We start from the raw sequence: 25001 nt of genomic DNA on the forward strand, positions 1-25001 counted from the left end.
ACCACCAAACTATTGCCGTTCAGACTCACCAAACGTAAATTGCTCTCATAGCTTGGCATGTAAAACGGACGATACTGCCCCATACGTCTGACCAACCACTGCTTAAACTCAAACAGCTCTTGTTGGTCCTTTAAGATATTGCGAAAAGGCTTGGCTAAACGTGGGGTTTTCCATGTTGTACGCTGTACGGCAAGTCCTAGCCCAAAGTCGATGATGTCTTGTTGCTGTGAAAATGTGGTTTCTAAGGTATCGCCATTGAGTAGCAACTTTTTAAAACATAGATCTTCACCGTTAAACGTTACACTTGGTACTTCTTCAGCAATATTGGGTAAGTCATCAATGACAAAGGTGGCTGATGCAACACAATGAATCCCTGAGATATTGCGACTCACATCACCTGAAATCCAACCCACTTTAATCGGGTAGAGTCGGCATTCATCAAAGTTAGTACTGACCGCACTGTGCAGCGTTAAGCTGTTGCTATTGATCGAATCAATTTCTAATACTTGCCATTTCTCAGGACTTTGCCAAAGCAATGCAAGTTTGGAAAAGGTATAGCGTGAGGTAGTACAGTTAAGAGCTAATGCACCTTTATTAACATTACCTAGCGTCTGCCCTTCAAACCAAATGGGTACCGCCCATTGATTCCGCATTGCCCCATAGAACAAATTGAAGAACGCAGGGATTTGAGCCACACCCATGGCATAACTGTATTTAAGTGTTTGTCGTGGAAGCTGACGTAATGCAATACGCTCCTCGGTACTATCCACCGCTTCAAAAATATCAGTGACGTACTGCCAATTCTCTACCGCTTCAATCAGTGGACGATAAGGGCAAATAGCAAGTTTGCCTAAACTTGTTGTGATAATCATAAAAACTCCAGATGTAAAAAAACTACCCTTGGGTAGCTTGTCTTACTGCGGTTGAGTTCTCACTCATCCAATTGATAAGAACTCTTGTGCCTTTCGGTGATGCCATTGCATGTTTGAGCATTTCATCAGCATCAAAGAAGTTATAGTTTGAAAGGTTTGTATCACCCGATTGAATCTTATTTTCCACCTGTGCTTGCTGAATTTGTGATGCAATTTGGTTTTGTTGACCAACTGCATCAAGCCCACCCTTACGTAAAGCTTCCGTTTGCCCTACACCACCTAATCGCGCAACATCTTCTTGGCTAAATACAACCTCACCCTTATGGACTACACCCGCAACATCATATTTACCGCCCGAACCTGTATAGCCACCATCACTAAAACCATTTGCACCAACCGATGCAACTTGACTAACTAATGATGCTGTTAGCCCTGCAACTTGTGCATATGCTGCTAAGTTGAGTGGATATGGTGTATCTGCCATTGCATTCGCTAATGCTTCAGGGATTTTTAACCCAATAGATGCAATAGCAAACGCCTTTTGCACCGTAAATGCTGCTTTATACGCTTTACTTTGTTTACCAAATGCATCCTCCATCATGGTTGTCATAGAGCCAAAAATTTGCTCTCCATAACCCAATTCAGTTTGAAGTTGCAACTGCTTTGATGCTTTCTGAATGTTCTCTTCTCGCTGTGCTGCATCTGCCCGAGCTTGAGCACGTTCATCCTCACCCTTCTTAACAATCTCTGTGAGTTGGTCTTGATACTCCTGCTCTGTTAGTAGACCACCTAGTTTCTTCTGCTCTAGATCATCTGTAGAGACTTTCTGATTGTGATCACTAGAATTAATCTCAGTATCTCGCAGGTCATTACTGCCCTTATAAAGATCTCTGATCGTTTTGCTATTTTCACCAAACTTATCTTCTGGTGCTTGTACGGCGCTACGATACATTTCTTTATACGAGTCTCGTTGCTCCTTGGTCATCTTTTCAAGCGATTTGGCTTGGGTAATTTCTTGATACGCAACACGTGCATCAAGTTCCTTTTTACTAATCCCTGTTGTTGCTTTAAGCTGATCTCGCTCAAGATCATAACGAGCAACTACTAAAGCCGTTTCTTTTAAAATTCCCTCTTGAGCAGACAGCAAGCGTTCACGTTGTGCAAATTCATTTTCTTGCACTTCATGTTGATACTTAGTATCAATTGCTGATAAATATGCAGCCTGTTGTTCAGGGTTCACCGCATTCTTTTTAGCTGTGCGCAATGCTTCTGCACGTTCAGCTTCGTAACGTTTACGCATGACCTCAGTTACATTTGCATATCCTTCTTGCGCTGACAACACCATTGCATCATTTTCACGTTTAACGGCGTCAATTTGCTCTTGCTCATCGCGCTTAAGTAACTCTGATGCTTGTTTTTTTTGATTGTCATCTAACAGACTATTTTGTGCAGCCAAAACCTGTTGCTGTGCAAAAGAGTTTTTAATTTGCGTAATTTTATCTGTTTCAAACTCAGAATATTGCTGAAAAACAGCCTTATTATCAGCAAGCAGCTTGGCTTTTTGCTCATCATATTGCTGATTTTCCAAATCAAGAAACTTTTTAAGTTGAACAGGATCACTCGCAAAATTCTCTTTAAGCTCCTTAACTTTGTCTTTATGTTCAAGCAAAAGTTTTTCTGCTGGTTCTCCATAGGCTTTGGCTTGAGCATTTGCATAATCTTTTAATGACTTTTGTGCCTCTATTGCTCCATTTTGAAGTTTAAGCATATCTTCAGTAGTTGGCATCGTCATTGATGGATCTACTTTTGAGCTACCATTCGCCGCTGCTGAAAACTTTAAAACACCATTTGGGTAAGCATTTATTTCATCTCGCTTTTGCGGAGAAACCCACCACTCACCTTTTTTCTTACCCTTACCTTTACGATATTCCATGCCACCTGATGCAGTAACATCTTTGGAAACCCTGCCGGCTTTGATTGCATCAACACCGCCTTGACCGCCATTATATGCAGCCAATGCCATTGGTAAATTTCCTTTATTTTTTTCCAAAAGACCTTTAATAATTTCAATAGCAGCTTGAGTGGCTTTTTGCTGATTATGAACATTTTCATATGGTGTTAAATAAGGCTTTCCTGTCTTACTTGTAATTTGATATGCACCACGAACTCCAGATGGGCTTTGTATATTTGGATCCCCGCCTGACTCTTGTGCAACCAATCCAGTTAATAATCCTGCGGGCAAGCCTGCACGTTTAGCAGCTTCCTCAATATTATTCTCTAAAGCATACTTTTTAGCCCCCTTGAGTCTACTCATATCACTAGGTGACAAAGTGTAATTTTGAGAATCAAATAACTTTTGTTGACTCTCTTGCATTGGCTTTGGTAATGGCTTGGTGTAATCAATAGGTGAGCCATCTACTGATGAATTATCGTAAGCATCTGCAATAGACTCTGCTTTCTCGCGAGGCATACCTGATGCTACTTGTTGCTGAATAAAACTCTGTTTAGCAACTGCTTTTTGAGCATTTTTGATGTATTCCATTTGCTTATTGTTTAAGTTTACATAAGCCTCGCCTGTTTTATTGATTGCTTGAGCATGCTCCTTTTGTCTTTTGGTTTGCTCCTGTGCAAGCTGAATAGCTAATTTAGAAACCTCATTTTGTCTGCCAATTTCCTTACGAGTATCTGCAACAGCACTACTTAATTTAACTAATTTTTCAATTTCCGAACTACTTACAACATTTTTCTTTTCAAGTTTTGCAAATGCCTCCGCAGCCTTGTCGCCACCTGCTTGTAAATCTTTTAAGTAAGCTAAAATTGCCTCACCACTTTTTGCACTAAAATTCAGCCTACCCATTCTCGCAATATCATCAAATGCGTCTTGCATTTTCTCTGTTTGCTTTTTAATCTCATCACTAGCATTGATACTTTTCAGCTTTAATTGTTCGGCATTTAAATCCGAGTATTTTTCTTTTAATTGGGCTACGGACATGCTTTGCTCATCTAACGAATCGCTTGCAGAGTCACTGCTTTTGCTCATATACATGAAAGCACCTGCTGCAACTACCGCTTGAGCAGTCAGTGCCAAAACTCCCATTGGACCACCCAAGAATGCCATTGCGCCACGCAACATTGCCATAGATGCAGAGGTTCTTGCAGCAGTATTTGCCATTCCGGCAAGCGTTGCTCTATATATTCCTGCTCTAATTGCAGTCATTGTAAATGCTTGAGCAGATGCTAAAACCTGAAAAGTTAATCGAGTTGCAAAAACTGAACCAACCACCATTGCAGCCGTTTTTAGCTCATCAAAGTGCTGTTCTGCTGCATTAAATGCAGGTAACACCGCCTCCATAATATTGTTTTTTGTGCCCTCCAAGCGTAAATCAAACATTTGTAAACTTTCTTTTGCCTTTGCAAGCTCTTCAACCATGTTGTCAGATTTAATTGCACCAAATTTTTTAGCCGCATCACCCCACTTTTTAAAACCCTCACCACCGTTTTGTAGCAACGGAATTAACATAGATGAATCACTAATAATTCCTTCCATTTGAAACTTAACTTGACTGGCACTCGCCCCTGATTTCTCTAAAGAATCATAAAAAAGCTGTAATGCTTCAGGTCCTGATAATTTCTTAAATTGATCAATCGTTACCCCAACTTTAGGACCAACAGCAGTAAAGAAATCAACCAATGGACCGCCACCTGTATCAACAAAATTACCAATACGGTCTTGCATGTCTTTCATCTGATCTGCAAATTTCTCTGCACTAATGCCTGCCGTTTTTGCACCTTCTGCAAAATATTGAAATTGAGAAACCGAAGCATTAGATAGTTGAGCAAACTTTTTAATCTCATTACCCACATCAATATACCCATCAATAAAATTGGTAACACTTGCAATTGATACACCTGCCGCTGCTGCACCCAATGCTTTAGCTGCGATAGATGCCGCATCAAAACTTCTTGCAATATTTTGAGATGCAGAACGTGCCTGACGCTCTGCCTGACTAAGTGGTTTTGAGAAACTTGAAATTTTGATAGCTAAATCTAATGTAAGACGACCTAGTGATTGTGTTGCCATGTTGATTTCCTATAGACATAAAAAAACCACCGAACAGGTGGTATACATTTGTATTGAGCGTTAGATGATTTAGAAAAATTATAATTAAGATGGTCTTAGTTACATTTTATAGATATACATACAAATAATAACGGTAAGTAGAATTGCTATAAATCACCATGCTTTCATCTTATTTACCTCTTTTAGACACCAATTAATTAGTTTGAAGATATTTTCTTAACTTTTTAAAGTTAAAACAAAGTAGGCAAGCGCCATTAAAAATGGACTACACGCAATAAGCAAAAGTGCGATACCAATACAGAGTTTCAACCAAAAGGATAATAAAAACTTCATATACTCATTCTCATTTTAAAATACAGCCAATCGCTGTAATTATTGCTGAAATACCAAATAGGCTTACGGCGATAATTACCGCGTTAGCTAATCGCAAACCAACTTTATTTACACCTTCCTCACTCATTTTTCCACCTACCTTTAATTGGCTTTTGGGGTTATAATTGGTCATTAATTCCTATTTCTTCCTGTTTAAGTTGTAGTGAATAAAAAAGCCAAGAATTTGCGGTTCTTGGCTTTTTGCTTTTGTGAAAATAAAAAACCGCCATTACGGCGGTTCTTAAAAGTTAAAAATTTATTTCATGCGCTTAGCTACTGCCTCAATAACACCAGGCAGCGCTTTGGTTGGGATTTGATTAGAATCACCAATTACTTTTTGGATATTATCTTTATTTACAACTACCATATCGTTGCCAATAAACTTAACCTCTGGCTGAGATGTTCTTGCATTAAACGTTAAAAACATACGTTTACCCGCCATACGGTCATTTACCACAGCTCTTGTCATTAACTCGTCATCAAAATCTAATGGTTTTGGCATTCTGCCATTTAAGCGGTTTACCTCGCTCATTAAACTAAAAATATAGCTCATTACTTGGTCTGTGGTGGTTTGCTCTAATTCACTAAAAATGGTTTTATCATCTTGAACAAGTTTAGGCTGACGCAGTTGCATGGTCTCTAAATACTGCTTTGCATCTTCAAAGTGTACAGCGTGTAACTCCGAATAACGTGGAATTTTAAAGTGTCGATTATGACGAGACCACATTTCTGCATAAACTTTTCGTTCACCTTTAGATCTTCTATCTACCACTTCATGCAGTGCAGCTTGTTGCTCGGATGAAATCTTATTACATGAATTAACCTGAGATTTTAAAATCTCTCTATCCAAAACATCCAAAACCCATTTTCTAAATTGCTTAGCTACATTTGTACGAGCAAAAAATGTAATTAGATGACAGCCACGCGAGTTGAAAATACGAGTATCTTTTTCTGAGCTACCGTTGCCAAAGCCCTTGACCCCCATTTTGACGGTCAAGGTCATTTCCGATGTAAATTCATCTGAGTTCCGTTCATAAATTTTAGAAACAGCATCAGAACGTGCATAGCCTAATGCTCTTGCTAACTCACTTGCCGTTAACCAAATTTGGTTGTTGCGTTCAATGGGTGAAAAATTCACATCATTAAAAGATAGTGTTAAACTATTCATATCAATACTTCCAAAGTATGTTGATGACGAGCCCCGCTATCCGCCAAGATTGTACGGGGCTTTTTAATAAACCGTATTTATGGTTTATTATTGGATCACAATAAACCTTTGAGGTTTACAAGTCAACATGCTAATATAATTTTAAATTTATATTAAAGTCGTTTAATACATGAGCAGAGAAGATTCACAATTAAAAATTCGCTTATCTCCTGAATTAAAATCTTTTATTGAGGAGCAAGCAAAAAAGAACCACCGCACTTTAAATGGAGAAATTACAGCCCGCTTAGAAGAAACTAGAACTACTGAAGATGAAGTTAAAGTAAGAATTATCAATCTCCCAGATAATTACAAAAGCAAAAGACTTGTATATGGAAAATTAGCTAATACTTTTAAAATTGATTATTCACAAGATTTAAGCGAAATTAAAAAAGATTTGGAACTTGCTCTTACTGCATTAGAGAGATCATCCTTAAAGCATCGCCTCGCTTGTATCAATAAAAATGTTAGAGTATATGAAGGTGGCTCCCATCTAGATATTATTGATGATGGCAAAGGATCATTAAACTGGCTAATTATTGAAGATCATTGGGTTGATAAAAAAGCACCCTAAGGTGCTTTTCAAAGTTTATCTAAATCCAAATCATTACCTTCATTATAAATAACGAGCAACATTTTATCTATCAACAACATTGTTACATTGGATTTTTCTCGCGAAATCCATCTTTTCTCCCACAAATAGTGACCTTCATCATTTATTACCTCTGCCCCATATTTAATCCTAAAAGCATCTGTCAGAGACTTGTAAGCCCCTAGGGCATACTGTCCATCAAGCAATGTTAGTGTTACTTGGTTTAAACCGTTATCCTTAAAATAAAAAGTAGCTTTATAGTAATTTATTCCTATTTTGTAACTTTTCAATTCCAATAGACTTTTAGCGCCACTCCCAAGTGTTTGAATAGCAATAGGCGAAATTCTATCAGCATCAGAAAATAGTTTTTGAACCTGATTAACTGTCATTCCTGTTGTTGTTGATTGCCATAAGGTTTTAGAGTATGCATGAACTGTAAAACTCAGTAAAAAAGTTGAAATAATTAAAAACTTTTTCATATTTATTCTCGATTAAATATAATTTTTATCAATTAAAAGTTATAACGCATACCAAACTTATAAGTTAGTCCATCAAAATTACCTATGTTATCGTTATAGTGGTTAATACCCCCATGAGATGAACAAGTACCACTTCCCACACTATTACTTGATGAGCCATCATTACAGGTTGATGATGGCGAAACATCCCAAGCCCACTTGTAACCAATACCTGTAAATAGAGCAAAACGTGGTGTAAAGTTATAGCCTGCTTCTAAGCCCACAGGTACCGTTATAAAGGTTGAATTATCAAATCCATCAACTTTTGCAAAGCCAATACCCAAGCCGTAGGTTCCTGTCAAATACAAGCCATTTAAATTAACTAAATTGTATTGACCACCAAAAGACGCTTCATAATAGTCTGCCGAATAATCATCATTTTTTTGAAATTCAAATTTTGACCATATACCATTTTTTGTTGGAACAGCAGATATTCCAATTGCACCACCCTTAATGTCGGCATCAATATTATTCTCAAATTTTCCCTTTTGAGCGGTATATTCAAGCGAAAGAGATTTATTAAACTCAGCTTCACTCATTTGTTTTGGGGCAAGTTGTTGGTCTGTGTTTGGCTGTATATATACTTGATCATCTACACTAGAGCTACTCAAATCATCAGGACTGCTATGATTTACCGCTAATGGTTTCCAATTTTCTGCAGAAGCATTTAAAAACAGCGCACTAGCAACTAAACCAACATAAATCTTCTTCATGTGTACATATTTTTTCCATTAGATAACATAATTTAACAAAAAATGAGCTCTAAATGAAGAATTATTGCTCAAAACATTAAATCCAAGCCACCCTAAGATGGCTATTCAATTTCCGAGTGCTTCATCAAATACGCCGTTAATTCATCAACATCATCGTTTGCAGCTTGAGGCTGTTGCTCATGAGACATCAGCTCAATTAATTTTACATTTTTAACGCCTTTAGCTGCCAAATATGAATGATGAATACGCGCTACTTCTTGCTCGATGCGCCGTCCGATGTTAAGGCTGCCGTATTTTCTGACGTATGCTGCCCATGTTCTGACTTCTGTGAATGGCATGCGTTTGACTTTCGCGATCGTTTGCGACGTTGCGATCGCGATTTCGCAGAGGAGTTCGTCGTCTGGGTCGAGCTCGATGTCTTTCCCAACGCATTGATCTCAACAATCTTACCCCATACCGCATTAGTCAGCTCTTCGCTAAAATGCTCACGAATCTGCTCTTCTGTAAATTGTGGCTTATTATTTTCATCAAGCATTGATGAGGCAAGAATTCCTGCAAGTGCTTCACGTTTTTCACCAAATGCGCGTAGATGCGCAACTGCTGTGCCATAACTAAACGGTTTAAGCGTTGTTTCAAAAATCTGCTCTTCACCATCCACAGAAACTTTAATCTCAACTTTTTTAGGCTCACCAATTAGCTTGCCTGCCTTGATGCTTTCTACTGTTAATTTTTTCATGCGATACCCCTAAAAAAATAGCCCCTAAATTGGGGCTGTTTGTCTGTGTTGTGATTAAGTCGTTGCAGGAATACAAACCAATGCAGTTTTACGTTGCAATGTGACTGTGCAATTTACAAGTGTATCGGCTTCAAATTTCCATGCAGGACTTGAAAGCGTTCCTACACATTTCCAAAATGTACGATTAGTTGGTAACTTAATTTCACCATTTTCAACTTTTGGAATATCGGTATCATTCCCTGGTTCTGCCATAATAAGAGTTACTTCAGTTTTCTTTTGAGCCCAATCGATAACTTTTAAGTGACTTTCGTTAGCTTTATTAAAATCAAAACCCATTGAGCCATCACCAGGATCAGTAAGACCGGGCAAATAAGACTTTGTATCAGATTCATCAAGACAGGTAATTTCCATTTTTCCTGTTGAATCAGAACCAAAATCTATCGTTTTTAAACATTGTAGACGCTCAACTACTGCACCTACTACCGCATAAACACGAGAGCCTTGAACGCGAATTTGTGACATTATTTTCTCCCATTGAGACATAAAAAAACCGCCCATTACGGCGGTCATAAAAGATTTAAAAATTAGTTAGGTAAAATCCACAGCGCATCAAACCCGATATGAAAAATACCTGTTGTTGGATCTTTGGATACATCACGAATGGACGTGACATTACATTCAAGCTCAATTGCATAACGTACAGCTTGAGCTATCTCAATCAATCGCTCATCATCCGTATCGTATACATCAAATTGAATGACGGCCTGATCACCACTTGGACGATCATCAAGATTATTAAATGCTGTACCTGCAATATTCTGCCAAGTGACGTATGGTAGTTGCGGTTCATCGGGCGCAACACCAAAACTCCACGCGCGTACAATATCATCCGACTTTAAAAGTTTTGTCACTCGATCACACTGAGCAAGCAAACTAAAAATAGGTGCAATCATGTTGTATTACTCAGCACTTTAGAAACTTCACTGCTAAATTCTTCGCAGAACTTATTACCAATCGCCTGAATACTGTTATAAAACGCAGGGCGTAGAAACGGTGTTGCAGGCTCATATTTAGTACCAAGCTCTACAAAGCGCCAATGTCGTGTATCACCACCACTTAAACCCGAAATATCTTTTGAGTGTTGGTTACTGCTTGCACCGCCACGCACACCCAAACGCATCACAACATCTGCACCTCGAGGTCGCCCTGACTGCACCACAATATTTTTATAAATCATTGCTGCAGTCTCAGGATCATCAATCAACTTGGCATTTTCACGCGCCTTGTTACGTGCAATATTCATTGCTTTACGTGCTGCTTTACGTGTAATCCGCTTTGCAAGCTTATCATCACCTAACGCACGTAGTTTTCGGCTTGCTTGCTCTAAACCACTGATATGTACTTGAACGCTCACTTAAACCCACTCCTTTTTCCCTGTGGCCAGATTTAAAGTTAAGTATTCACGGCGACTATCAAGATCATGCATCGGGTTACCATCGATCACATAATATTGACCTTCAAACAGCACACGCATAGTTGAATTAATCTTTGCTGCAGTCTTGCTATAACGGATCTTCGCACGTGCTTGGATTGTGCTAGATAATGCACGTGCTTGAAGCTGATCCTTGGTTGAAAGATCAGAAACATTCGCCCAAAGCGTTACAAGTGCTACCCACTGCTTTTGAACTTTACCTGTTTTAGGGTCTTGGCCAAGCGTGGTTTCTTGCTCAATGGTGATGCGGTGTTTTAATTGACTCGATTGCATCATTATTCCACCGTTGGACTACGATACTTATAAAGCAGCATACGCACAGGCTGAGGTAAATAATTACCATCGCTCTGCATATCCTTTTCTAAGTTTCGGTTTTGATCAAAGTACCCACACAATAAAAATACTGCAGTCTTAAATTGTTTAGGATAACCACCTGTAAAAGTATCGGTCACATAGTCCAACACTAATTGCTCTGCCGCTTCACGGTAGGCATCAAGCTCAACATCACTATCATCTGTGTCGTAACGCAAGTGAGCTTTAACTTCATCCAATGTCGTAATACTCATACCCACTCCTTCGCACACAGCTTAAAGTTCTGATGATTAAACTCACCACTGCAGTCTTTTTCACAATGCCAAAGTGAGCCTTTATTTGTTACAAACTCACCTTTTTGATAGTGATTTTCAGCTTTAAATACACCTTTATAAGCTTCTGAAAACGACTTTTTAGCATCACTATCCGTTGGCTGTTTGGTTGCAGATGCAAAAGGATCATCTTTAGCATCACGCTTGGCCAGTGCTGCCAATGAGTAATTTTGTTGTTGAATAAGTGGTGACTCCCCACCTTTAACTGGTAAATACCCTAATTTTTGCCGAACCTCGTTTGGTGCATACACTCCCATACGAATACCCTTTTCAAAGCAATCCATTTGACTAACTGAATCCATCCGAATTAGTACATCAAGATCAAGAAATGCCTGAACGCCATAAGATTTAAGATCCAACCCTTCATCTAGTAAGTTCTCACGCGCCTCGATGTAAGCTTGCAAACAGTCCGAGTAGTAAATTTCGTTCAGATCACCAATCTTGATACCCGATTGCACATCACCAATGGCAACCTTAAACGGTGGCACATGAAAAGCTGTACACACAATCCGCGCTGACATACCGAGCTGTTCAATGAGCTGACTATCTGCTGCAGAAATACCAATTGGCGTGTACTTCAGATCATCACCCATCACAGCAATTTGACCAAAATTGTTGCCCGAATATTTCTGATTCCAACGGTTTTGTACTTCTTGTGCCTTGTCTTTATCAATTGGTCCTGGTGCAGCTAAGATCCCACCTGGTCGTGAGCTATTCTTAAAAAAGTTTTGTGCATTTTCTAAAATAGATAAACCTTGAGCCGATGCAGCCGCACAAGCAACAATTGGCGTTAAACCCACCAATGGGTGATAAAAACAATTAATACGGTCATGGATGATTTCAGAAGCCGGCACAATCTCACTTTTTGATTGACTTAAATTGTCGGTACTCAGCTGATAGAACACATTGCCATGCTCATCAACCAATGGTTTAACCAAATCAGGGTTGAGTACCACCAACCGAATAATCCAACCAAATGCATCACGTTGTTTATAGACGTATGTGTTTCCACGCAACAATAAACTTGTGGTCCATTGCTCCTGCAGTTGTTGCCAATTCTGATAATTATTAGGTCTTTCTAACACACGTTGTAATTTTTTAGGTCGATCTGCCTCAACCAAAACACCTTGCTGCCATTTTTTTAATAACACTGGCATCTTTGCAATATCTTTTGCAATTAAGCTCACACAAGAGAATACAGCGTAAAAACTTGCGTTATCTTTTAGCGTTAATTCTTTATTTTCTTGCCATGCACCTGTATGTGGCTCATGAATTAAAGGACCCCAACCACCATTACTGCCACTTTGGACAGTTTGATAGCCCTTTGTGCGCCCAAATAGTCTGCCCAAGAAGCTCATATTAATACCTACTCAGCACTTGGCTGTGTTTCGTTATCTTTTTTACGTGTTGGCTTATGTGGTTTGGCCACACCTGTTTTAATCAAAATATTGGCTTCAAATGGCGTTACTGTTTTAACATCACCAATATTTGCGTTATGCATCTGCTTTAGATACTTAATTTCCATGCCTGCTCCTATAGCTAAACAATTGTGTTGCTTAGATATAGAAACAGCCCAATTAAGGGCTGTTATTTGGATTAAGCTGAGTAGTCAATCCAACCTGCAGCTTTACGCACAGGCTTCCAACGGATATAACGCTCTGCACGAATGGCAGATAAGTTGTTTTGAAACAAGTTAATTGCCTCAGTGCCATTAGTAATGGTCGCTTCGTTTGAAATTGCAAAGTCCACACCACCATCATCTGCAAGCAAGATTTCTGTTGGCTTGATTAATACAATTTTTTCACCTGCTGTTTGCGAAGTGACAACCGGCAAACCAAGCAATGTTTTAGACCCCGAACCAAAGCTCATACCAGGAAAATAAGTATTACCCAACGCATCACGCAATAAACTCATTTGTGCAGCACGAGTCTCACTCATCACCCAATAAGAACCATCTAAGCTCTGGTTGCCATCAATAAAACCATTGATGCAAGTTAAAAGATCAGTTTGGTATGCTTCTGCAGTAGTACCTGTGGACTTAATACCTGCGATACCATTTAAAATAGATGCAGGACTATCTTCAGATTCTACTTTCGATGGATCCAAGAATTGCCCGTCAATAAATTGACTAATTGTTTTGACTAGATCATCACGCACCAAAGCGTCTGCAGATGGACTAGAAAAACGAATCAACTCATCAGATAAGAGTACAATCCCTGCTAACTTCGACTTAGTTAACGTGATATTGCCAAACTTCATATCAGTTGTAGGTTTTTGCTGACCTTCACCTACCCAATTTACAGAAGTACTGCCTGTTTGCGTTGGGATCTTCACATTAAATGGTACGTTTCGGAAACCTGTCATACGCCCAAGAATGGTTGCAGGACGCAATAGCTCAATAAACTCATTGGTTAAGTTTTGCTGATCCACCAATGCTGCAGCAAAATCAGCACCTGTTGTGGTACCAATATTTGCTTTTGCGCGAATCAGGTTTTGTACACTTTCAGGTGCGTTCCATGACTTCAATACTTCAATCGCATTAGTACCACCGCCACCATTCTTTTGATTGGACTTATGTGCAGCAACCGTTGCTTTAACAGCTAAAGCAAAACCAAGACCTTTAGGTAAATTGGATTTTACAACCACAGGTGTATTATTTGGATCTGCTGATTTGGCAGCATTTTCAGGTGTATCACCTTCAACTGGCTTTGCAGATTTAGCCGCTTGTTCAATTTGGGCAATCTGCTTTTCAGTACGTGCAATGTTCTTTTCAATTGCAGCAATATCAGCTTCATGCTGTTCAATTTCTTTTTCAGTTTCTTCATCTGGAGTTTCACCAGATTCAGCAGACTTTTCTAAAGCTTTTTGAATAGCTAAATTCTTTTCCGCTTTTGCCTTAAGTAATTTTTTTAAATATTCATTCATAGTTTTACTCCACCCTTTGTTGGGCTATCTAGTTTTACAACGATGTGTTTTTTCCCTGATGTATCGCCACCAGGTACGGTGTTTTGAGGTTCTTTGCCCAACGTGGCTTTATGTTCCTCATATGCTTTTGTGAGATCTGTTTCGGCTTCCTTATTGCAAGGAATAGTGACCAATGACAGTTCGTACCAATCCCACTGATTAAATTTGATACCACCCGTTTTAAGGCACTCAGCGGTAGCCCAATCACCTAAAAAACCAACAGATAAACCCTTAACTAAGCCGTACTTCAAAGAGTAGTAAGCTTCATCTATTCGGGTTTTAAGTGTGCCTTCTTCCTTGATTTCGGGAATTTGTATCTCCACTTCAATGCCTTTATCTGTCACGGTTGCACTAATCACCTGTCCGATGGGCGATTTCATATCGTGATGAAATAGCAACGGCATAGGTAAATCATATTTAGCACCATTGGGCACCATGACATCTTTAGCACGGTCAGGATTAGGAGTGCTGGCCACACCCTTAAAGGTGCGTTTTTCCTCATTAATCTCTTTAATTTCAAAATTGCCAAACGACTTTTCCACGTCATTTCTCCAATAAAAAAGCCCACTAAAAAGTGAGCTTTCGTTTTATCTATATGTCTAAAAAAAATAGACGTTATATTCTTTTTTAGTAGGTGTAGGATTCGTAGACATAAGTGCAACGGCATTAAATAGTGCAATCAGCGGATCAATTTTACCCACACCACTTTCTTGTTTACTAATCATCATACCATTACCTTTGTATACAGCTTTTGCATTACCAACACACCATGTCATCAACCCTTGCCCTGGGTGAAATAAGGTTTTTTCAGCAGTTTTACGCTCAGTTGTAATGATATAGCCCATAATCTTATAACCTTGTGCCACACCTATCATCTGATCCTCAGGAATACCAACCTCAAGAAGCCCATCAAGTAAGCCACCTAATCCTTGCGGATCTAAACCAATTTTATAGAGCTTACCTGAGTCATAAACTTTCTTGGCAATTTGGGCGAGCTGATCAATATCCTCACCCACGTTATCCACAATGGTTAGACTGCCTTCTTTTTCATAATCAGCATATTTCGGTGCGTTTTCTTTACGCCTTTTAACTGCAATCTTATTTGCCCATGCATGATTCCAACACCACCAAATACGTGGATCTGATTTCATACGACCAACCGCACCAAATCCAAGTAGATCATCTAGCCCACCACCATCAATCCCAAGCGTAATAACTTCTGAAAGTTCAATTAGCAGATCTAGGGTAATTTCAGGTTTAGCCTGTGCCAACCAATACTCTGCACCTGCCCAACGGTTAGCGCGTAGATTTAAACCAATCTCTACATTTAAATGTTTAGCCAAGAAGTCACGTAAACTTTCTTCACCTGCTTCTTTAACTTTATTGAACTCAGATACAAGATATTCAAGATCAACTGATGCACCCAAATTAGGATTGGTAACATAAAAGTTCTCAGGCTTTAAGTGGTCCCCCGCCTCAAGCATCTTTTTGGGAAATTCATAAATGAGTGGCAAGAAACGCGGATCATCAATAATCCCATCACGGACATCACGCGCATAATCTAAAAGTTGCTTGAATACACCACATGGCACCTCGTCAGACATGGTTGATAGGTAAATCACACATCCTTCAGGTCGTGATGCCAAACCACCTTTTGCTTCACGAAACATGGACTCGGCATTTGCACGTTTACCAAAAAGCCAAACCTCATCAATTAAAATAATGGAAGCTTTTTTACCTGCAGCAGCATTACTCTCTGCAGCAATTACTTTTAATGTTGCTCCAGTACCTAAATGAGTGACCGTTTTTGTATGCTCAGACACATTCATCAATGCACTTAATTCTTCATCCGCTTTGATAAAGTCACGAATAGGATTAAATGAGTTATCAGCAACCTCTTTTGTAGGTGCTAGAAGAATCAATTCAGCAGAAATACGATCATTTAAAATTAATGCAGTCATCATAATGCCTGCAGCAATCGTAGATTTTGTATTTTTCTTGGAAATGATTAAGAAAAATTCACGAATTAATCGCCTTTTTGTTTCAGGGTTATACGCACCAAAGATTGCTTGTACAAATTCAAGCACCCATTCACGTGTTACTTCACCCATCTTAGGGCTATCAATTACATCAACAAGAATGAGTTCGTTAAAAATCCTCAACGCAACATCTGCCACATTCGGAAATAATGGCTTACATGGCATTAGGGATTTTTGCTGAACAATACGCTCCTCCCAATCGGGGCAAGCTGTTGTCCAATTGGGTATGGCTGTCATTTTTTAGCTCGGGAGTTGTGAATTGAGCGTACCAAATTTACTTGTACCTTTAGCTTTATCTTTGGCTTCATCAATTCGGGTTTCTTTTTTACCTTTAGATGCGACTTTTCCATGCACATAAGGTAAGCCTGCAATAGCAGCTGCCATTCTGCGAGATGGTGAAGCTGTTTCATCCATCCAAACTGCTTTTAAAAATTCAAGCGGATCTTCTATCGCACCTATTGGAATTTCCAACTTCTCGTCAGGCTCTACAGAGTCTTGCGTTGGTTTAACTTCTTTTTTCTCAGGAGTTAACTTAACCTCATTTTTGGAGTTAACTTTTACCTTTTTAGCGGTTAACTTTTTGGACTGAGTTAACTCGTCAATATAAGCTAAAACATCAGGATTTTTGTTGAGTTTTGAGGCTTGTTGCGAAGCTGTGCTAGGATTATAACCTGCTGAAATCGCAGCGTCTTTTTTACTCTTACCCTCAACAATAGCTTCGGCAAACTTACTCATTTTTGGAGTCAATGCCATAGCGTCACCTTAACTTTTAGACTTAACTTTTCTGAAAAAGAATTTTTTTATAAATGGGATAGGGTGCGGTGTCCGAGGTCGAGTGATTTTTATAAAAAATACTCCCCCCACCCCTATATTTTTGCACCAAGAAAGTTAGCCTAGAATTTATTTAAAAACTTAGATTCTTGTTGGGTTTTAACTTTATGGCAATCAATACAAAGTGACTGCAGATTACTATCATCATCCAAGCCACCTTGTGCAGTGTTAACAATGTGATCACACTCAAGCTCAGGCGTTACTCGACCACACTCACAGCATGTCCAATCATCACGCTCATGTATGCGTTGTTTAGTACGGCGCCATGGACGACCACCACGACCTTTACCCCATTGTTTTTTAACAGGTGGTTCGTATGGTTTAGATACATGAAGGCGTGGCTTTAATGTCGTTAATTTAGCCATTATTTTCCTTTGTATCTTGAGGCACCAACTGCAACAAAGCTTCTACTTCATCTTGTTTTGAGGGAATAACTTCGATAAATGCTTTCCAACAATCGTTCGGTTTAATATCAATCTGAATGCTATTAATACCCTCTAGATATTCACCATTACTTAACAATACTTTGGTGCCTCGCCCAAGAGGCAAACCGTCAGGTGATTTTTTACTAGGAATAATTGAAACTACATAAGGCATGAAAACTTCTCCTTAATCATCATCCAATGATTTACTTGTACGCTTTGGTTCGTCAGCATCAAACTCTTCAAGTAGTGTTTGGATCTGTACGCTTTGTTCGTTGTTCACTTGAACCAATAGACTGTTCTGTTGGATCAGTAGATTGTTCTGCTCCAACAGCTTTAACATTTGCTGTTGTGTCTGTTCGTTCTGCTTTACCAGTAATTCGAGCGATGGCCAACTTGATTCGTTCTGCACTTTCATCATAAATACCTTTTAAATATTGACGGCGTTCTTCACAGCTTTTACATGCCATGCCCTTTATTCACCCCCTTTAAATCAATGACTGTGAAAGCACATTTATTAAATGTTTCTTCATGTTTGTGCTTAAAGAGAAGAGCTTCTTTTAGAGCTTCCTGTTTACTAATATTGTGGTGATATGTTTGCTCAAAGTACTTACTATCAACAAACCAAAAGTGGTAAACGATTAGGAAGTCAGAATAAGTAACCTCCTCAACAGAGGGTTTTGAGAAAAATCGCATAATATTAATCCTATTCAGACTCACACTGGCAACGACCAATACGGCGATAATCTAATTGCGTAGGACCATCAGCAGGTACTAACGAATAACGAAACCAAGATTGTTTACGATTGTTCGCAGTCTTAACTTCTAGACAGTCTTGATCTTTAGGATCTACACCAACAACAGTTACAACAGATACTTTCTCCTGCACATCCATGCGACCATCACGCATAAGCTTCTGAGTTTCATTAAGTACATAGACTTTATCACCCGCTTTATAATTAAAGTCAGGTAAAATAATTTTGTTGCATTTAGGGCAATTATGATCTTTAGGCATAATGATGCTCACCTTGTTTTAGATAATAAAAAAACCGCATAACATTTCTGTATGCGGTTAAAATTGTGGTTCAGATTAAAACTATAAAAAAACTCGTTTCTTTTATTGCAATCCTATATATCTTTTACACTTTCAGGCATAAAACAAACATCGCCATCCTCATGTCTACACTCTAAACATTGGTGACCAACTTTAAAAGAAGCCTTTCCATTTTGACGGCCATGGACCCAAGTATGAAATTTTTTCGGATCTATGTTCTCTCTAGGTGCAGAATAAGAACTTTCATTCCCACAGTTTCCACACACCACCCTATGATGTCGAACGTCTGATTTATCAGTAGCATTTTTTTTAAAAAATACAGTAATACTCATAATAAAAAATCCTTTTATTAAAAGTTTAAAGTATAGCCAAAAAATATATTATCTACATGTACACTTTTTTAAAAAGTATTAAGGAAATGGGGTCTACCAAATAAAAAGCCCAACAAATAAATGTCAGGCTTTGGTTCTCTAAGTAGTCATGCATCAACCCAAACCACTAAGTTAAGATTAATAATTAAAGCATGACCACTATATAAAAATAGTACCTTATTTCCCGTTATTCTGTCAATTAAGCTCTTTTTCTAATTCACGGCGATATTGCTCAATATATTTAATCGCATCCGCTTTTGCTTCTTGTAACATCATACGAATAGCATCGCCGTACTTTTTCCAACTTTTTCGATATGTATCTGCTGACATAACATTTTCTATTCCAGCAAACCATAAACGACCTTCTTCAGTAAATCTGCTATTCATGCGGTCATGCAAGAAATAATAAAGCTCCATATTGGCAATCTTCCGACAGATCTCAGGCAACTTATCTTTATTACGCTTCTTCTCTACATCTGCCACTACAAAAATAGATGCAGTTAAAAATTTAAGTACCTTAGCGTACTGTGCACCATGTTCCTTCCAATCGCCGTACGCTAATAAAAACGCTAGGTCTTTTTGTAAGTCATCATCCATCAATGCGAACACTCCTGCTTTGTCTTCCCAATTTGGTGGCTTCTCCCCTGTTGCTGATGAGCTAACTTCATACTGTGCAATTTTGGCACGCATCTCACGACCAAGCCACTCAAAAGGACTCATACCATCTAAAGCCACAACTGTTCCCATGAATAACAACCTACTCTAATTATTTATAAATACGTTTATGTACAAGCATTGCAGCATCACGACTATGTTCGTTTGTTTTACCAACCCAACCAGTCGCTCGTTTAAATACATCCGCCTTAAGTTTTGTTGCATTGGCCTTTGGGTGAATCATCAAGCAATCAACGGCGTTTTCTTTACACCAAGTTTCCCATATAGATGCATCACGCTTAACAGATCCAACACCTTGAGCCTTTTCACGGCCACCGGTAAACCATGTACGCAACCGTGCATCCTCAATATATAGACGCACGTTAATACCTTGATGTTCAGCAATAAGCTCTTTTACTTGATCCATTGCTTTTGTAATTGTTAAAGAACAAACCTGTTGAAGCTCACCACCAAGACCATGATCAAAAGCAACGGCGAAACCTGTTTTAACACCTGTATCTATACCTATTAATATTTTCATAATTTAATTGCCGCCACACAAAAAACACAGACATCCGTAATAAAACACCCAGTAACCCATGCCCCTGCGGAATCTTTATTAATTGAGTTCATAATAAAAATGGTTATTAGTGTTTGTAGTGTCAATATGATAAAAACAAGAGTAACTCTTATGCATACCACAGTCCCAAAAGGTAAATATTTATCCATTACTTGCCACCATTAATTCTTTTGCATGCAGCGTTACTTGGCACCCAACCACAATACCCACAAACAAGCCCACCTTTTTGCCTGCCACAAAATGGACACATTAGCGAACCTCAATATTTGGAATAATTACACTTGGCTTAAAAACAACTTTATAAAAATTAGGGCTAACCGTTGTGCCATCTATTTGTTCGGAAAAATAGGTAACATTATCGGAAATACCCAAGTAATGTTTTTTGTATTGGTTATTGCCTGTTTTACACGTTACCTCAAGCTGTTTATCTGCCCCATCTTTATGGATAGAGCACTTACCCTCAATACTTAAGATATATTCGCCGTTGATTCCGTTATAAAAAACGGTACGGCGATTAATTTTAAAATTATCTGCATCTTCTGATAGGTTGCTTGATGCAACACGTGCATCACTACTACAACCCGATAAACCAATAATTGATGAAACAGCAAATACAGCTAATAATATTTTTGGTTTCATTGGCTTTTTCCTGTATTTGGATATTTTGGTAAGCATTCCAATATTTCAGAAATAATTTCCGCATCACCACCAAAGTATCCATCTTGGTTAAAATCGAATTCAGAGAAATCTTCATCATCAAGACCCATAAGGAAATCTATTTGACTTTGTGGCAATTTAACAAGCCATTCTGTTGTGCAGTAGCCATTACCACGCATTACGATTAAGTCTAAAATCTCATAGCCTTGTTTTTTTAAAACAGAACGTATTTTCTTACTACTCATAACAATCCCAACTTATTTAAAATCTCATCTAACTGCTCATCATCCACTGGCATTGTTAGCATTAGATCTATCATCACACCATCATCAATTCCCAACTGCTGAGCGATTGCATCTTGTGACCATTTTGCTTGTAACGCATTCAACGCTTGGCATACGGCGCTTTGTTTTTCAGAGCAAATCACTTGCGTTAAATCTCCTAGATAAATCCCCATTACGACACCAACCCATAATTCACATAACCAACTGCCTGCAAGTCCTTAAGGATTGATTGAGCGTAATCAGGTGAACCTAACTTCATACGCAAACGCTGTTCTAGGTCTTTAGTTTGTTCGCCTACCTCTGCATGCTTGCTTGCAAACGGCGTATGGTTAGCAAGCTTGTGAGCAAATGCACTTACTTGTTTTAAAGACAAACGAATACCTGCAGGTTTTGGCTTTTCAGCTGTAACCGTAGTTTGTTGTTCACGGTGATCAATCACAGGTACAACTGGCTTCGCCTTTGCTTTAGGTTTTTCAGTAGGTGATGTTGGTTTAACAGGTGCAGATTGTTTTTTAGATTTTTGGTATTCAATCTGATTGTTTACACGTTCTGCTTTCAAATGAGCTTGAATCAGTTTGTCAGCAAATAAATATTGCATGGTGTAATCAGAGTGATTTTTATCAGCATTGAATTCTTCAAACGCTTCTAACTCACGTTTAAACCAAGACGCATTTTTGATTTTGTTAAAGTCAATTGAACTGTTCACCTCAGAAATCTGCTTTTTAATTTTTTCTAAAACAAGCCAACCCTTTTTATTTTTTTCTTTAATATTTTCTTTTAAAGATATTTCTTTTAATGGGGTGCATGTTGTGTAGGGGGTACCCCCTGCATGTTGTGCTAGGGGTGTGGGTGCATACTGTGCTAGGGGTTGATCATTTTGAGTATTAGATTTAAGAGCTTTACGCTTATCAAAAGTTAAACCATAAAAAGATGTTGAACCAGTACGACCAATCACTTCTAATAAGCCAAATGATTTTAGTTCGTTAATAAACTTACGTGCTGTACGAACATCTTTAATACCAGACAATGACATGATTGTATCTAGTGCCATAGAACGTTTAGCTTTATGAAAGCCTTTGGTGTGACGGTTAATAACAGTTAAGATCACCACTGCTTTATCGCTTAGCTCTGCAAAGTAACCCTCATCAATTAAGAAGTTGGGTAACGGCGTATATGCATACTCATGATCTTGTTTAAGCTGCTGCTGTTCTGACAATTCACCAAATGTTGCAGACGTACGATTATTTACAACGCCGTATGTATTAGTGATTGTTGATTGTGCATTTTGTGATATAATTGCTGTGTTCATTTTTATCCTAACCGTATGAATTTGAATACTAAAAGCCTGATCTTCCACATCAGGCTTTTTCTTTGTGTGCATCAACATAACGCTGACACTCTTTTTTAATGGCTTTTCGCAATCCGTGTAGATCTGCCATCATTTCGTCAATCACCTCCATTGCTTCATTCATTTCACACGGCGTAATTACTCCGTCTGCCAAAATGTTGTGAATCGTTTGATTTAAATTTCCTGTATTTACGTTTACTGGTAGCAACTGCTCTACCACACTTACTTGATGTTCTTTTGTTTCACAGGCTTTATTTGAAACAAGCATGTATCCCAATTTATGTGCCCATACTTTTAAAACCGCAGGGTTTTGTGTGTACATCAAAATCGCTTCAAACTTTTTTAAGCTCGGCAAATGGTTTTCCATATTGCGGTTCGCATAGTTCAAAATTGTTTTGTGCGAATCGCCAGTAAGCTCGGCAATGTCTTTTGGCTCTACACCTACGGTTTGATGAACCATTTTGTATAAAGCTGCTTTAACTTCGCCGCTTAGTTCAATTTCATTGATTGGTTGCATGTGAATCCTTGTTTTTATTCACGTTTATTTATTTAAGAGAAATATAGATAATTGGTTTTAAGCGATTAGATGGGTTTGATTGCGGATATAGTCAAAATCAACATCAGGACATAAGGAATCACATGAAACTTTGCCACCACTATGTTTATCAATTTGGATTGCTAGTGATGCGTTGCATTTTCGATTGCCGTACGCAATTTGCTTCAAGTAACCTGGTGTAGTGCCACAGTTTTTTGCAAACTCATCACGTGCAGTATTTGCAAGATTTGCTAAATAGCTAACTAAGTGATAATTACGCATAAAAAAGATAACCTTTTTTGCTAAATATTATAAGGTTAAATTTATCATTTGATAATAAGGTTTGTAAAGTGATAATTAGCGGATTTATCTCGTTATTGTTATCATTTGATAACTATTTTTAATGTTTAATAGGCTCCCAAATGAACATCAAAGAGGTGCGCCGCAGAAACCTGCGGAAATTAATTACCAAACTTTTACTTGAAAAACAGTTTGAGACACAGGAACTACTAGCGAAGGCTGTTGAAATAGACAAATCTTATTTATCTCAAATGTTAATGGAGCCATCACAGAAAGGAGCTCGAGGCGTAAGTGAAGCTAAGGCTCGCTTAATCGAGAGCAAACTATCTCTACCCTTTGGTTTTTTAGAAAAAACAGATTTAGAGCAGAATCTGGAAACTACCAAGGCAGAAAGCTTTGAGTTAGCTTTGGATGAATATATTGTTGTGCCTGTATTTGATATTAGAGCTTCTTGTGGCACTGGATATATCAATGATTGCGATGAAACATCAGAAAATAGCTTAGTCTTTAGAACAAGTTTTTTCAGAAAAAAAGGGATTTCACTAACTAGAGGTGATACTGCAATTATTTATGCTGACGGCGAAAGCATGATGCCTTCCATAAACCATTGCGATGCAGTATTAATCGATATTCGGGCACAAAGTTTTGATGATATAACAAGCGGAAAAGTTTATGCTTTCTTTGCAAATAACGAACTAAGAATTAAACGTATATTTAAAAATATTAATGGCAGTTTGAGAATTGCATCAGATAACCCAGACAAGACAACATACCCCGATGAAATTATAAATAAAGAAGATTTACATATGCTTGAGATTAAAGGTAGAGCTGTTTGGAAAGGCGGAGATCTTTAAAAATATAATTCTTACAATTTATGCAAAAAAGTCTGATAATTTTCAGACTTTTTTTATCCTTTTTATTTATCAAAATAATAATAATTAGTTATCTTTTTATTAAAATATTTATCATTTGCTATTGATCATTCATTTATCATTTGATAAATTTAATAACAAGAACTCGCACCCAACCGTCTAAAATCAAGTGCGAGCTACTGCCCATCAAATTAGCAGTGAGTTTATTATGGTTTCAAAAGTACAAGTAAGTCAATGCGTTACTTACAACAAGTCAATTCGCAATCAGTTTTTCAAATCCAAACAACGCCGTGAAAAGTTACACCATATCCTAAGCGGTCTTTTAATCTTATTTGTTTTTTCTTACCTATGTTTCTTGTTTCTGGTTAAGTCGGCGGATCAAGTAGATGAGCAAGCCGTACAAGCTCATGCCTATTTAGCACAGATAGAAGCTCAAAAACTACGTGATCATGCGGGAGAATAACCATGAGCCTATTCCCTGTTGCCATTACTCATGAGCAAGGTCGTGAAATCGAAATCGCTCGTCTACACGCAAAACTAGAAACTACGGCACGCCGTTTAGAAAGACTTAGTCTGCAACAAGACGAAGATGCTTACCGCTTGTATGACGATGGCAAGTTCGTTGCCGTTTTAAAAAATCGTGGCTCTATGTCTTTAGATCTAAAAATAGATAAGACTGCAGGCGTTTCTAACGCAACCATTATTTGCTACTTAAATGAAAATTTAGATGAGCTACTGCACTTAGAAGCCAATACATTAAAACGCATTGACAAAATCAGCACACCCTTTGTTGCTGATACTCAAAACAACTTTGCTGATTTAGCACCAAAAACAATAATAACTGACGCTGTACTGGAGGCGTAATC

At 38.3% G+C, this 25001-nt stretch carries 36 protein-coding genes; 4 read left to right on the forward strand and 32 right to left on the reverse strand.

The features are described from left to right. The 4 genes from PCI70_RS03650 to PCI70_RS03665 all read right to left on the reverse strand — a co-directional run. Positions 1 to 872 (reverse strand): hypothetical protein (locus PCI70_RS03650; protein ID WP_269914003.1); only part of this gene is annotated, 872 nt, incomplete at its 3' end. Between the two features lie 22 nt (positions 873 to 894). Further along, a complete protein-coding gene (locus PCI70_RS03655; RefSeq protein WP_269914004.1) occupies positions 895 to 4953 on the reverse strand; it encodes a transglycosylase SLT domain-containing protein in 4059 nt (1352 codons plus the stop codon). A 343-nt stretch (positions 4954 to 5296) separates the two neighbouring features. Then, positions 5297 to 5458 (reverse strand): hypothetical protein, encoded by a 162-nt coding sequence (locus PCI70_RS03660; protein ID WP_269914005.1) that lies wholly within the window; start codon positions 5456 to 5458, stop codon positions 5297 to 5299. Positions 5459 to 5581: 123 nt separating this feature from the next. Further along, the gene (locus PCI70_RS03665; RefSeq protein WP_269914006.1) at positions 5582 to 6493 is read right to left on the reverse strand and encodes a BRO family protein; all 912 of its coding nucleotides are present in this window, start codon (positions 6491 to 6493) and stop codon (positions 5582 to 5584) included. A 169-nt stretch (positions 6494 to 6662) separates the two neighbouring features. Here PCI70_RS03665 and PCI70_RS03670 point away from each other — a divergent pair, with 169 nt between their 5' ends. Further along, positions 6663 to 7103 carry an Arc family DNA-binding protein gene (locus PCI70_RS03670; RefSeq protein ID WP_269914007.1) on the forward strand — a complete coding sequence of 147 codons (441 nt, stop codon included), beginning with the start codon at positions 6663 to 6665 and terminating at the stop codon, positions 7101 to 7103. Positions 7104 to 7111: 8 nt separating this feature from the next. Here PCI70_RS03670 and PCI70_RS03675 read toward each other — a convergent pair whose 3' ends face one another. From PCI70_RS03675 to PCI70_RS03810, 28 genes are all read right to left on the reverse strand, one after another. Continuing rightward, positions 7112 to 7600, reverse strand: a complete 489-nt coding sequence (locus PCI70_RS03675; protein WP_269914008.1) for a hypothetical protein — start codon at positions 7598 to 7600, stop codon at positions 7112 to 7114. A 32-nt stretch (positions 7601 to 7632) separates the two neighbouring features. Beyond that, positions 7633 to 8352 carry a hypothetical protein gene (locus PCI70_RS03680; protein ID WP_269914009.1) on the reverse strand — a complete coding sequence of 240 codons (720 nt, stop codon included), beginning with the start codon at positions 8350 to 8352 and terminating at the stop codon, positions 7633 to 7635. Positions 8353 to 8453: 101 nt separating this feature from the next. Next, positions 8454 to 8582 carry a hypothetical protein gene (locus PCI70_RS03685; RefSeq protein WP_269914010.1) on the reverse strand — a complete coding sequence of 43 codons (129 nt, stop codon included), beginning with the start codon at positions 8580 to 8582 and terminating at the stop codon, positions 8454 to 8456. Between the two features lie 20 nt (positions 8583 to 8602). Further along, positions 8603 to 9088: a phage tail assembly chaperone family protein, TAC gene (locus tag PCI70_RS03690; RefSeq protein ID WP_269914011.1), complete on the reverse strand. Its 486-nt coding sequence runs from the start codon at positions 9086 to 9088 to the stop codon at positions 8603 to 8605. Positions 9089 to 9142: 54 nt separating this feature from the next. Next, complete coding sequence (locus PCI70_RS03695) at positions 9143 to 9610, reverse strand: phage tail tube protein (protein ID WP_269914012.1); 468 nt, start codon at positions 9608 to 9610, stop codon at positions 9143 to 9145. Between the two features lie 62 nt (positions 9611 to 9672). Further along, complete coding sequence (gene gp17, locus PCI70_RS03700) at positions 9673 to 10041, reverse strand: tail completion protein gp17 (protein ID WP_269914013.1); 369 nt, start codon at positions 10039 to 10041, stop codon at positions 9673 to 9675. Then, a complete protein-coding gene (locus tag PCI70_RS03705; RefSeq protein WP_269914014.1) occupies positions 10038 to 10502 on the reverse strand; it encodes an HK97-gp10 family putative phage morphogenesis protein in 465 nt (154 codons plus the stop codon). The genes gp17 and PCI70_RS03705 overlap by 4 nt, the downstream gene beginning before the upstream one ends. Next, on the reverse strand, positions 10503 to 10853 hold the full coding sequence (locus tag PCI70_RS03710; RefSeq protein ID WP_269914292.1) for a phage head closure protein: 351 nt from the start codon (positions 10851 to 10853) through the stop codon (positions 10503 to 10505). It abuts the gene before it with no gap. Between the two features lie 2 nt (positions 10854 to 10855). Next, a complete protein-coding gene (locus PCI70_RS03715) occupies positions 10856 to 11146 on the reverse strand; it encodes a head-tail connector protein (protein ID WP_269914015.1) in 291 nt (96 codons plus the stop codon). Then, on the reverse strand, positions 11143 to 12582 hold the full coding sequence (locus PCI70_RS03720; RefSeq protein WP_269914016.1) for a phage portal protein: 1440 nt from the start codon (positions 12580 to 12582) through the stop codon (positions 11143 to 11145). Before PCI70_RS03720 ends, PCI70_RS03715 begins: the two co-directional genes overlap by 4 nt. Positions 12583 to 12590: 8 nt before the next feature. Then, entirely contained in the window at positions 12591 to 12749 is a 159-nt protein-coding gene (locus tag PCI70_RS03725) for a hypothetical protein (RefSeq protein ID WP_269914017.1), read from the reverse strand. 71 nt (positions 12750 to 12820) lie between these two features. Then, positions 12821 to 14149 carry a phage major capsid protein gene (locus tag PCI70_RS03730; protein WP_269914018.1) on the reverse strand — a complete coding sequence of 443 codons (1329 nt, stop codon included), beginning with the start codon at positions 14147 to 14149 and terminating at the stop codon, positions 12821 to 12823. Next, positions 14146 to 14730, reverse strand: coding sequence for an HK97 family phage prohead protease (locus PCI70_RS03735; RefSeq protein WP_269914019.1), 585 nt, complete (start codon positions 14728 to 14730; stop codon positions 14146 to 14148). Before PCI70_RS03735 ends, PCI70_RS03730 begins: the two co-directional genes overlap by 4 nt. A gap of 57 nt (positions 14731 to 14787) precedes the next feature. After that, positions 14788 to 16464 carry a terminase large subunit gene (locus PCI70_RS03740; RefSeq protein ID WP_269914020.1) on the reverse strand — a complete coding sequence of 559 codons (1677 nt, stop codon included), beginning with the start codon at positions 16462 to 16464 and terminating at the stop codon, positions 14788 to 14790. A 3-nt stretch (positions 16465 to 16467) separates the two neighbouring features. Further along, positions 16468 to 16980 (reverse strand): terminase small subunit, encoded by a 513-nt coding sequence (locus PCI70_RS03745; protein WP_269914021.1) that lies wholly within the window; start codon positions 16978 to 16980, stop codon positions 16468 to 16470. Positions 16981 to 17120: 140 nt separating this feature from the next. After that, positions 17121 to 17423, reverse strand: a complete 303-nt coding sequence (locus PCI70_RS03750) for an HNH endonuclease (protein WP_269914022.1) — start codon at positions 17421 to 17423, stop codon at positions 17121 to 17123. After that, positions 17416 to 17655, reverse strand: a complete 240-nt coding sequence (locus PCI70_RS03755) for a hypothetical protein (protein ID WP_269914023.1) — start codon at positions 17653 to 17655, stop codon at positions 17416 to 17418. Before PCI70_RS03755 ends, PCI70_RS03750 begins: the two co-directional genes overlap by 8 nt. 67 nt (positions 17656 to 17722) lie before the next feature. Further along, on the reverse strand, positions 17723 to 17950 hold the full coding sequence (locus PCI70_RS03760) for a hypothetical protein (protein ID WP_269914024.1): 228 nt from the start codon (positions 17948 to 17950) through the stop codon (positions 17723 to 17725). A gap of 236 nt (positions 17951 to 18186) precedes the next feature. Beyond that, positions 18187 to 18495, reverse strand: coding sequence for a hypothetical protein (locus PCI70_RS03765; RefSeq protein WP_269914025.1), 309 nt, complete (start codon positions 18493 to 18495; stop codon positions 18187 to 18189). A 113-nt stretch (positions 18496 to 18608) separates the two neighbouring features. Next, complete coding sequence (locus PCI70_RS03770) at positions 18609 to 18866, reverse strand: hypothetical protein (RefSeq protein ID WP_269914026.1); 258 nt, start codon at positions 18864 to 18866, stop codon at positions 18609 to 18611. Between the two features lie 234 nt (positions 18867 to 19100). Then, a complete protein-coding gene (locus PCI70_RS03775; RefSeq protein WP_269914027.1) occupies positions 19101 to 19652 on the reverse strand; it encodes a hypothetical protein in 552 nt (183 codons plus the stop codon). A 19-nt stretch (positions 19653 to 19671) separates the two neighbouring features. Continuing rightward, entirely contained in the window at positions 19672 to 20103 is a 432-nt protein-coding gene (locus tag PCI70_RS03780; RefSeq protein WP_269914293.1) for a hypothetical protein, read from the reverse strand. 285 nt (positions 20104 to 20388) lie between these two features. Then, entirely contained in the window at positions 20389 to 20778 is a 390-nt protein-coding gene (locus PCI70_RS03785; protein WP_269914028.1) for a beta-sandwich lipoprotein, read from the reverse strand. After that, the gene (locus PCI70_RS03790; RefSeq protein WP_269914029.1) at positions 20775 to 21041 is read right to left on the reverse strand and encodes a hypothetical protein; all 267 of its coding nucleotides are present in this window, start codon (positions 21039 to 21041) and stop codon (positions 20775 to 20777) included. The genes PCI70_RS03785 and PCI70_RS03790 overlap by 4 nt, the downstream gene beginning before the upstream one ends. After that, positions 21038 to 21253 (reverse strand): hypothetical protein, encoded by a 216-nt coding sequence (locus tag PCI70_RS03795; protein WP_269914030.1) that lies wholly within the window; start codon positions 21251 to 21253, stop codon positions 21038 to 21040. Before PCI70_RS03795 ends, PCI70_RS03790 begins: the two co-directional genes overlap by 4 nt. Beyond that, complete coding sequence (locus PCI70_RS03800; RefSeq protein WP_269914031.1) at positions 21253 to 22467, reverse strand: hypothetical protein; 1215 nt, start codon at positions 22465 to 22467, stop codon at positions 21253 to 21255. The genes PCI70_RS03795 and PCI70_RS03800 overlap by 1 nt, the downstream gene beginning before the upstream one ends. Next, entirely contained in the window at positions 22439 to 22945 is a 507-nt protein-coding gene (locus PCI70_RS03805; protein ID WP_269914032.1) for a phage regulatory CII family protein, read from the reverse strand. Before PCI70_RS03805 ends, PCI70_RS03800 begins: the two co-directional genes overlap by 29 nt. Before the next feature lie 57 nt (positions 22946 to 23002). After that, positions 23003 to 23245 (reverse strand): transcriptional regulator, encoded by a 243-nt coding sequence (locus tag PCI70_RS03810; protein WP_269914033.1) that lies wholly within the window; start codon positions 23243 to 23245, stop codon positions 23003 to 23005. A gap of 140 nt (positions 23246 to 23385) precedes the next feature. Here PCI70_RS03810 and PCI70_RS03815 point away from each other — a divergent pair, with 140 nt between their 5' ends. From PCI70_RS03815 to PCI70_RS03825, 3 genes are all read left to right on the forward strand, one after another. Then, on the forward strand, positions 23386 to 24117 hold the full coding sequence (locus PCI70_RS03815; RefSeq protein WP_269914034.1) for a S24 family peptidase: 732 nt from the start codon (positions 23386 to 23388) through the stop codon (positions 24115 to 24117). A 226-nt stretch (positions 24118 to 24343) separates the two neighbouring features. Further along, positions 24344 to 24598 (forward strand): hypothetical protein, encoded by a 255-nt coding sequence (locus tag PCI70_RS03820; protein ID WP_269914035.1) that lies wholly within the window; start codon positions 24344 to 24346, stop codon positions 24596 to 24598. A 2-nt stretch (positions 24599 to 24600) separates the two neighbouring features. Further along, complete coding sequence (locus PCI70_RS03825) at positions 24601 to 24999, forward strand: hypothetical protein (protein ID WP_269914036.1); 399 nt, start codon at positions 24601 to 24603, stop codon at positions 24997 to 24999. Positions 25000 to 25001 lie beyond the last annotated feature (2 nt).

This window comes from Acinetobacter sp. HY1485, from assembly GCF_027568475.1.
Classification (GTDB): Bacteria; Pseudomonadota; Gammaproteobacteria; order Pseudomonadales; family Moraxellaceae; genus Acinetobacter.

Excerpts from the sequence above, each read along its gene's own strand:
- PCI70_RS03655 (WP_269914004.1), bottom strand. The coding sequence starts at position 4,953 with ATGGCAACACAATCACTAGGTCGTCTTACATTAGATTTAGCTATCAAA.
- PCI70_RS03660 (WP_269914005.1), bottom strand. The coding sequence starts at position 5,458 with ATGACCAATTATAACCCCAAAAGCCAATTAAAGGTAGGTGGAAAAATG.
- PCI70_RS03665 (WP_269914006.1), bottom strand. The coding sequence starts at position 6,493 with ATGAATAGTTTAACACTATCTTTTAATGATGTGAATTTTTCACCCATT.
- PCI70_RS03670 (WP_269914007.1), top strand. The coding sequence starts at position 6,663 with ATGAGCAGAGAAGATTCACAATTAAAAATTCGCTTATCTCCTGAATTA.
- PCI70_RS03675 (WP_269914008.1), bottom strand. The coding sequence starts at position 7,600 with ATGAAAAAGTTTTTAATTATTTCAACTTTTTTACTGAGTTTTACAGTT.
- PCI70_RS03680 (WP_269914009.1), bottom strand. The coding sequence starts at position 8,352 with ATGAAGAAGATTTATGTTGGTTTAGTTGCTAGTGCGCTGTTTTTAAAT.
- PCI70_RS03690 (WP_269914011.1), bottom strand. The coding sequence starts at position 9,088 with ATGAAAAAATTAACAGTAGAAAGCATCAAGGCAGGCAAGCTAATTGGT.
- PCI70_RS03695 (WP_269914012.1), bottom strand. The coding sequence starts at position 9,610 with ATGTCACAAATTCGCGTTCAAGGCTCTCGTGTTTATGCGGTAGTAGGT.
- gp17 (WP_269914013.1), bottom strand. The coding sequence starts at position 10,041 with ATGATTGCACCTATTTTTAGTTTGCTTGCTCAGTGTGATCGAGTGACA.
- PCI70_RS03710 (WP_269914292.1), bottom strand. The coding sequence starts at position 10,853 with ATGCAATCGAGTCAATTAAAACACCGCATCACCATTGAGCAAGAAACC.
- PCI70_RS03715 (WP_269914015.1), bottom strand. The coding sequence starts at position 11,146 with ATGAGTATTACGACATTGGATGAAGTTAAAGCTCACTTGCGTTACGAC.
- PCI70_RS03720 (WP_269914016.1), bottom strand. The coding sequence starts at position 12,582 with ATGAGCTTCTTGGGCAGACTATTTGGGCGCACAAAGGGCTATCAAACT.
- PCI70_RS03725 (WP_269914017.1), bottom strand. The coding sequence starts at position 12,749 with ATGGAAATTAAGTATCTAAAGCAGATGCATAACGCAAATATTGGTGAT.
- PCI70_RS03730 (WP_269914018.1), bottom strand. The coding sequence starts at position 14,149 with ATGAATGAATATTTAAAAAAATTACTTAAGGCAAAAGCGGAAAAGAAT.
- PCI70_RS03740 (WP_269914020.1), bottom strand. The coding sequence starts at position 16,464 with ATGACAGCCATACCCAATTGGACAACAGCTTGCCCCGATTGGGAGGAG.
- PCI70_RS03745 (WP_269914021.1), bottom strand. The coding sequence starts at position 16,980 with ATGGCATTGACTCCAAAAATGAGTAAGTTTGCCGAAGCTATTGTTGAG.
- PCI70_RS03750 (WP_269914022.1), bottom strand. The coding sequence starts at position 17,423 with ATGGCTAAATTAACGACATTAAAGCCACGCCTTCATGTATCTAAACCA.
- PCI70_RS03755 (WP_269914023.1), bottom strand. The coding sequence starts at position 17,655 with ATGCCTTATGTAGTTTCAATTATTCCTAGTAAAAAATCACCTGACGGT.
- PCI70_RS03760 (WP_269914024.1), bottom strand. The coding sequence starts at position 17,950 with ATGGCATGTAAAAGCTGTGAAGAACGCCGTCAATATTTAAAAGGTATT.
- PCI70_RS03765 (WP_269914025.1), bottom strand. The coding sequence starts at position 18,495 with ATGCCTAAAGATCATAATTGCCCTAAATGCAACAAAATTATTTTACCT.
- PCI70_RS03770 (WP_269914026.1), bottom strand. The coding sequence starts at position 18,866 with ATGAGTATTACTGTATTTTTTAAAAAAAATGCTACTGATAAATCAGAC.
- PCI70_RS03775 (WP_269914027.1), bottom strand. The coding sequence starts at position 19,652 with ATGGGAACAGTTGTGGCTTTAGATGGTATGAGTCCTTTTGAGTGGCTT.
- PCI70_RS03785 (WP_269914028.1), bottom strand. The coding sequence starts at position 20,778 with ATGAAACCAAAAATATTATTAGCTGTATTTGCTGTTTCATCAATTATT.
- PCI70_RS03790 (WP_269914029.1), bottom strand. The coding sequence starts at position 21,041 with ATGAGTAGTAAGAAAATACGTTCTGTTTTAAAAAAACAAGGCTATGAG.
- PCI70_RS03795 (WP_269914030.1), bottom strand. The coding sequence starts at position 21,253 with ATGGGGATTTATCTAGGAGATTTAACGCAAGTGATTTGCTCTGAAAAA.
- PCI70_RS03800 (WP_269914031.1), bottom strand. The coding sequence starts at position 22,467 with ATGTTGATGCACACAAAGAAAAAGCCTGATGTGGAAGATCAGGCTTTT.
- PCI70_RS03805 (WP_269914032.1), bottom strand. The coding sequence starts at position 22,945 with ATGCAACCAATCAATGAAATTGAACTAAGCGGCGAAGTTAAAGCAGCT.
- PCI70_RS03810 (WP_269914033.1), bottom strand. The coding sequence starts at position 23,245 with ATGCGTAATTATCACTTAGTTAGCTATTTAGCAAATCTTGCAAATACT.
- PCI70_RS03815 (WP_269914034.1), top strand. The coding sequence starts at position 23,386 with ATGAACATCAAAGAGGTGCGCCGCAGAAACCTGCGGAAATTAATTACC.
- PCI70_RS03820 (WP_269914035.1), top strand. The coding sequence starts at position 24,344 with ATGGTTTCAAAAGTACAAGTAAGTCAATGCGTTACTTACAACAAGTCA.
- PCI70_RS03825 (WP_269914036.1), top strand. The coding sequence starts at position 24,601 with ATGAGCCTATTCCCTGTTGCCATTACTCATGAGCAAGGTCGTGAAATC.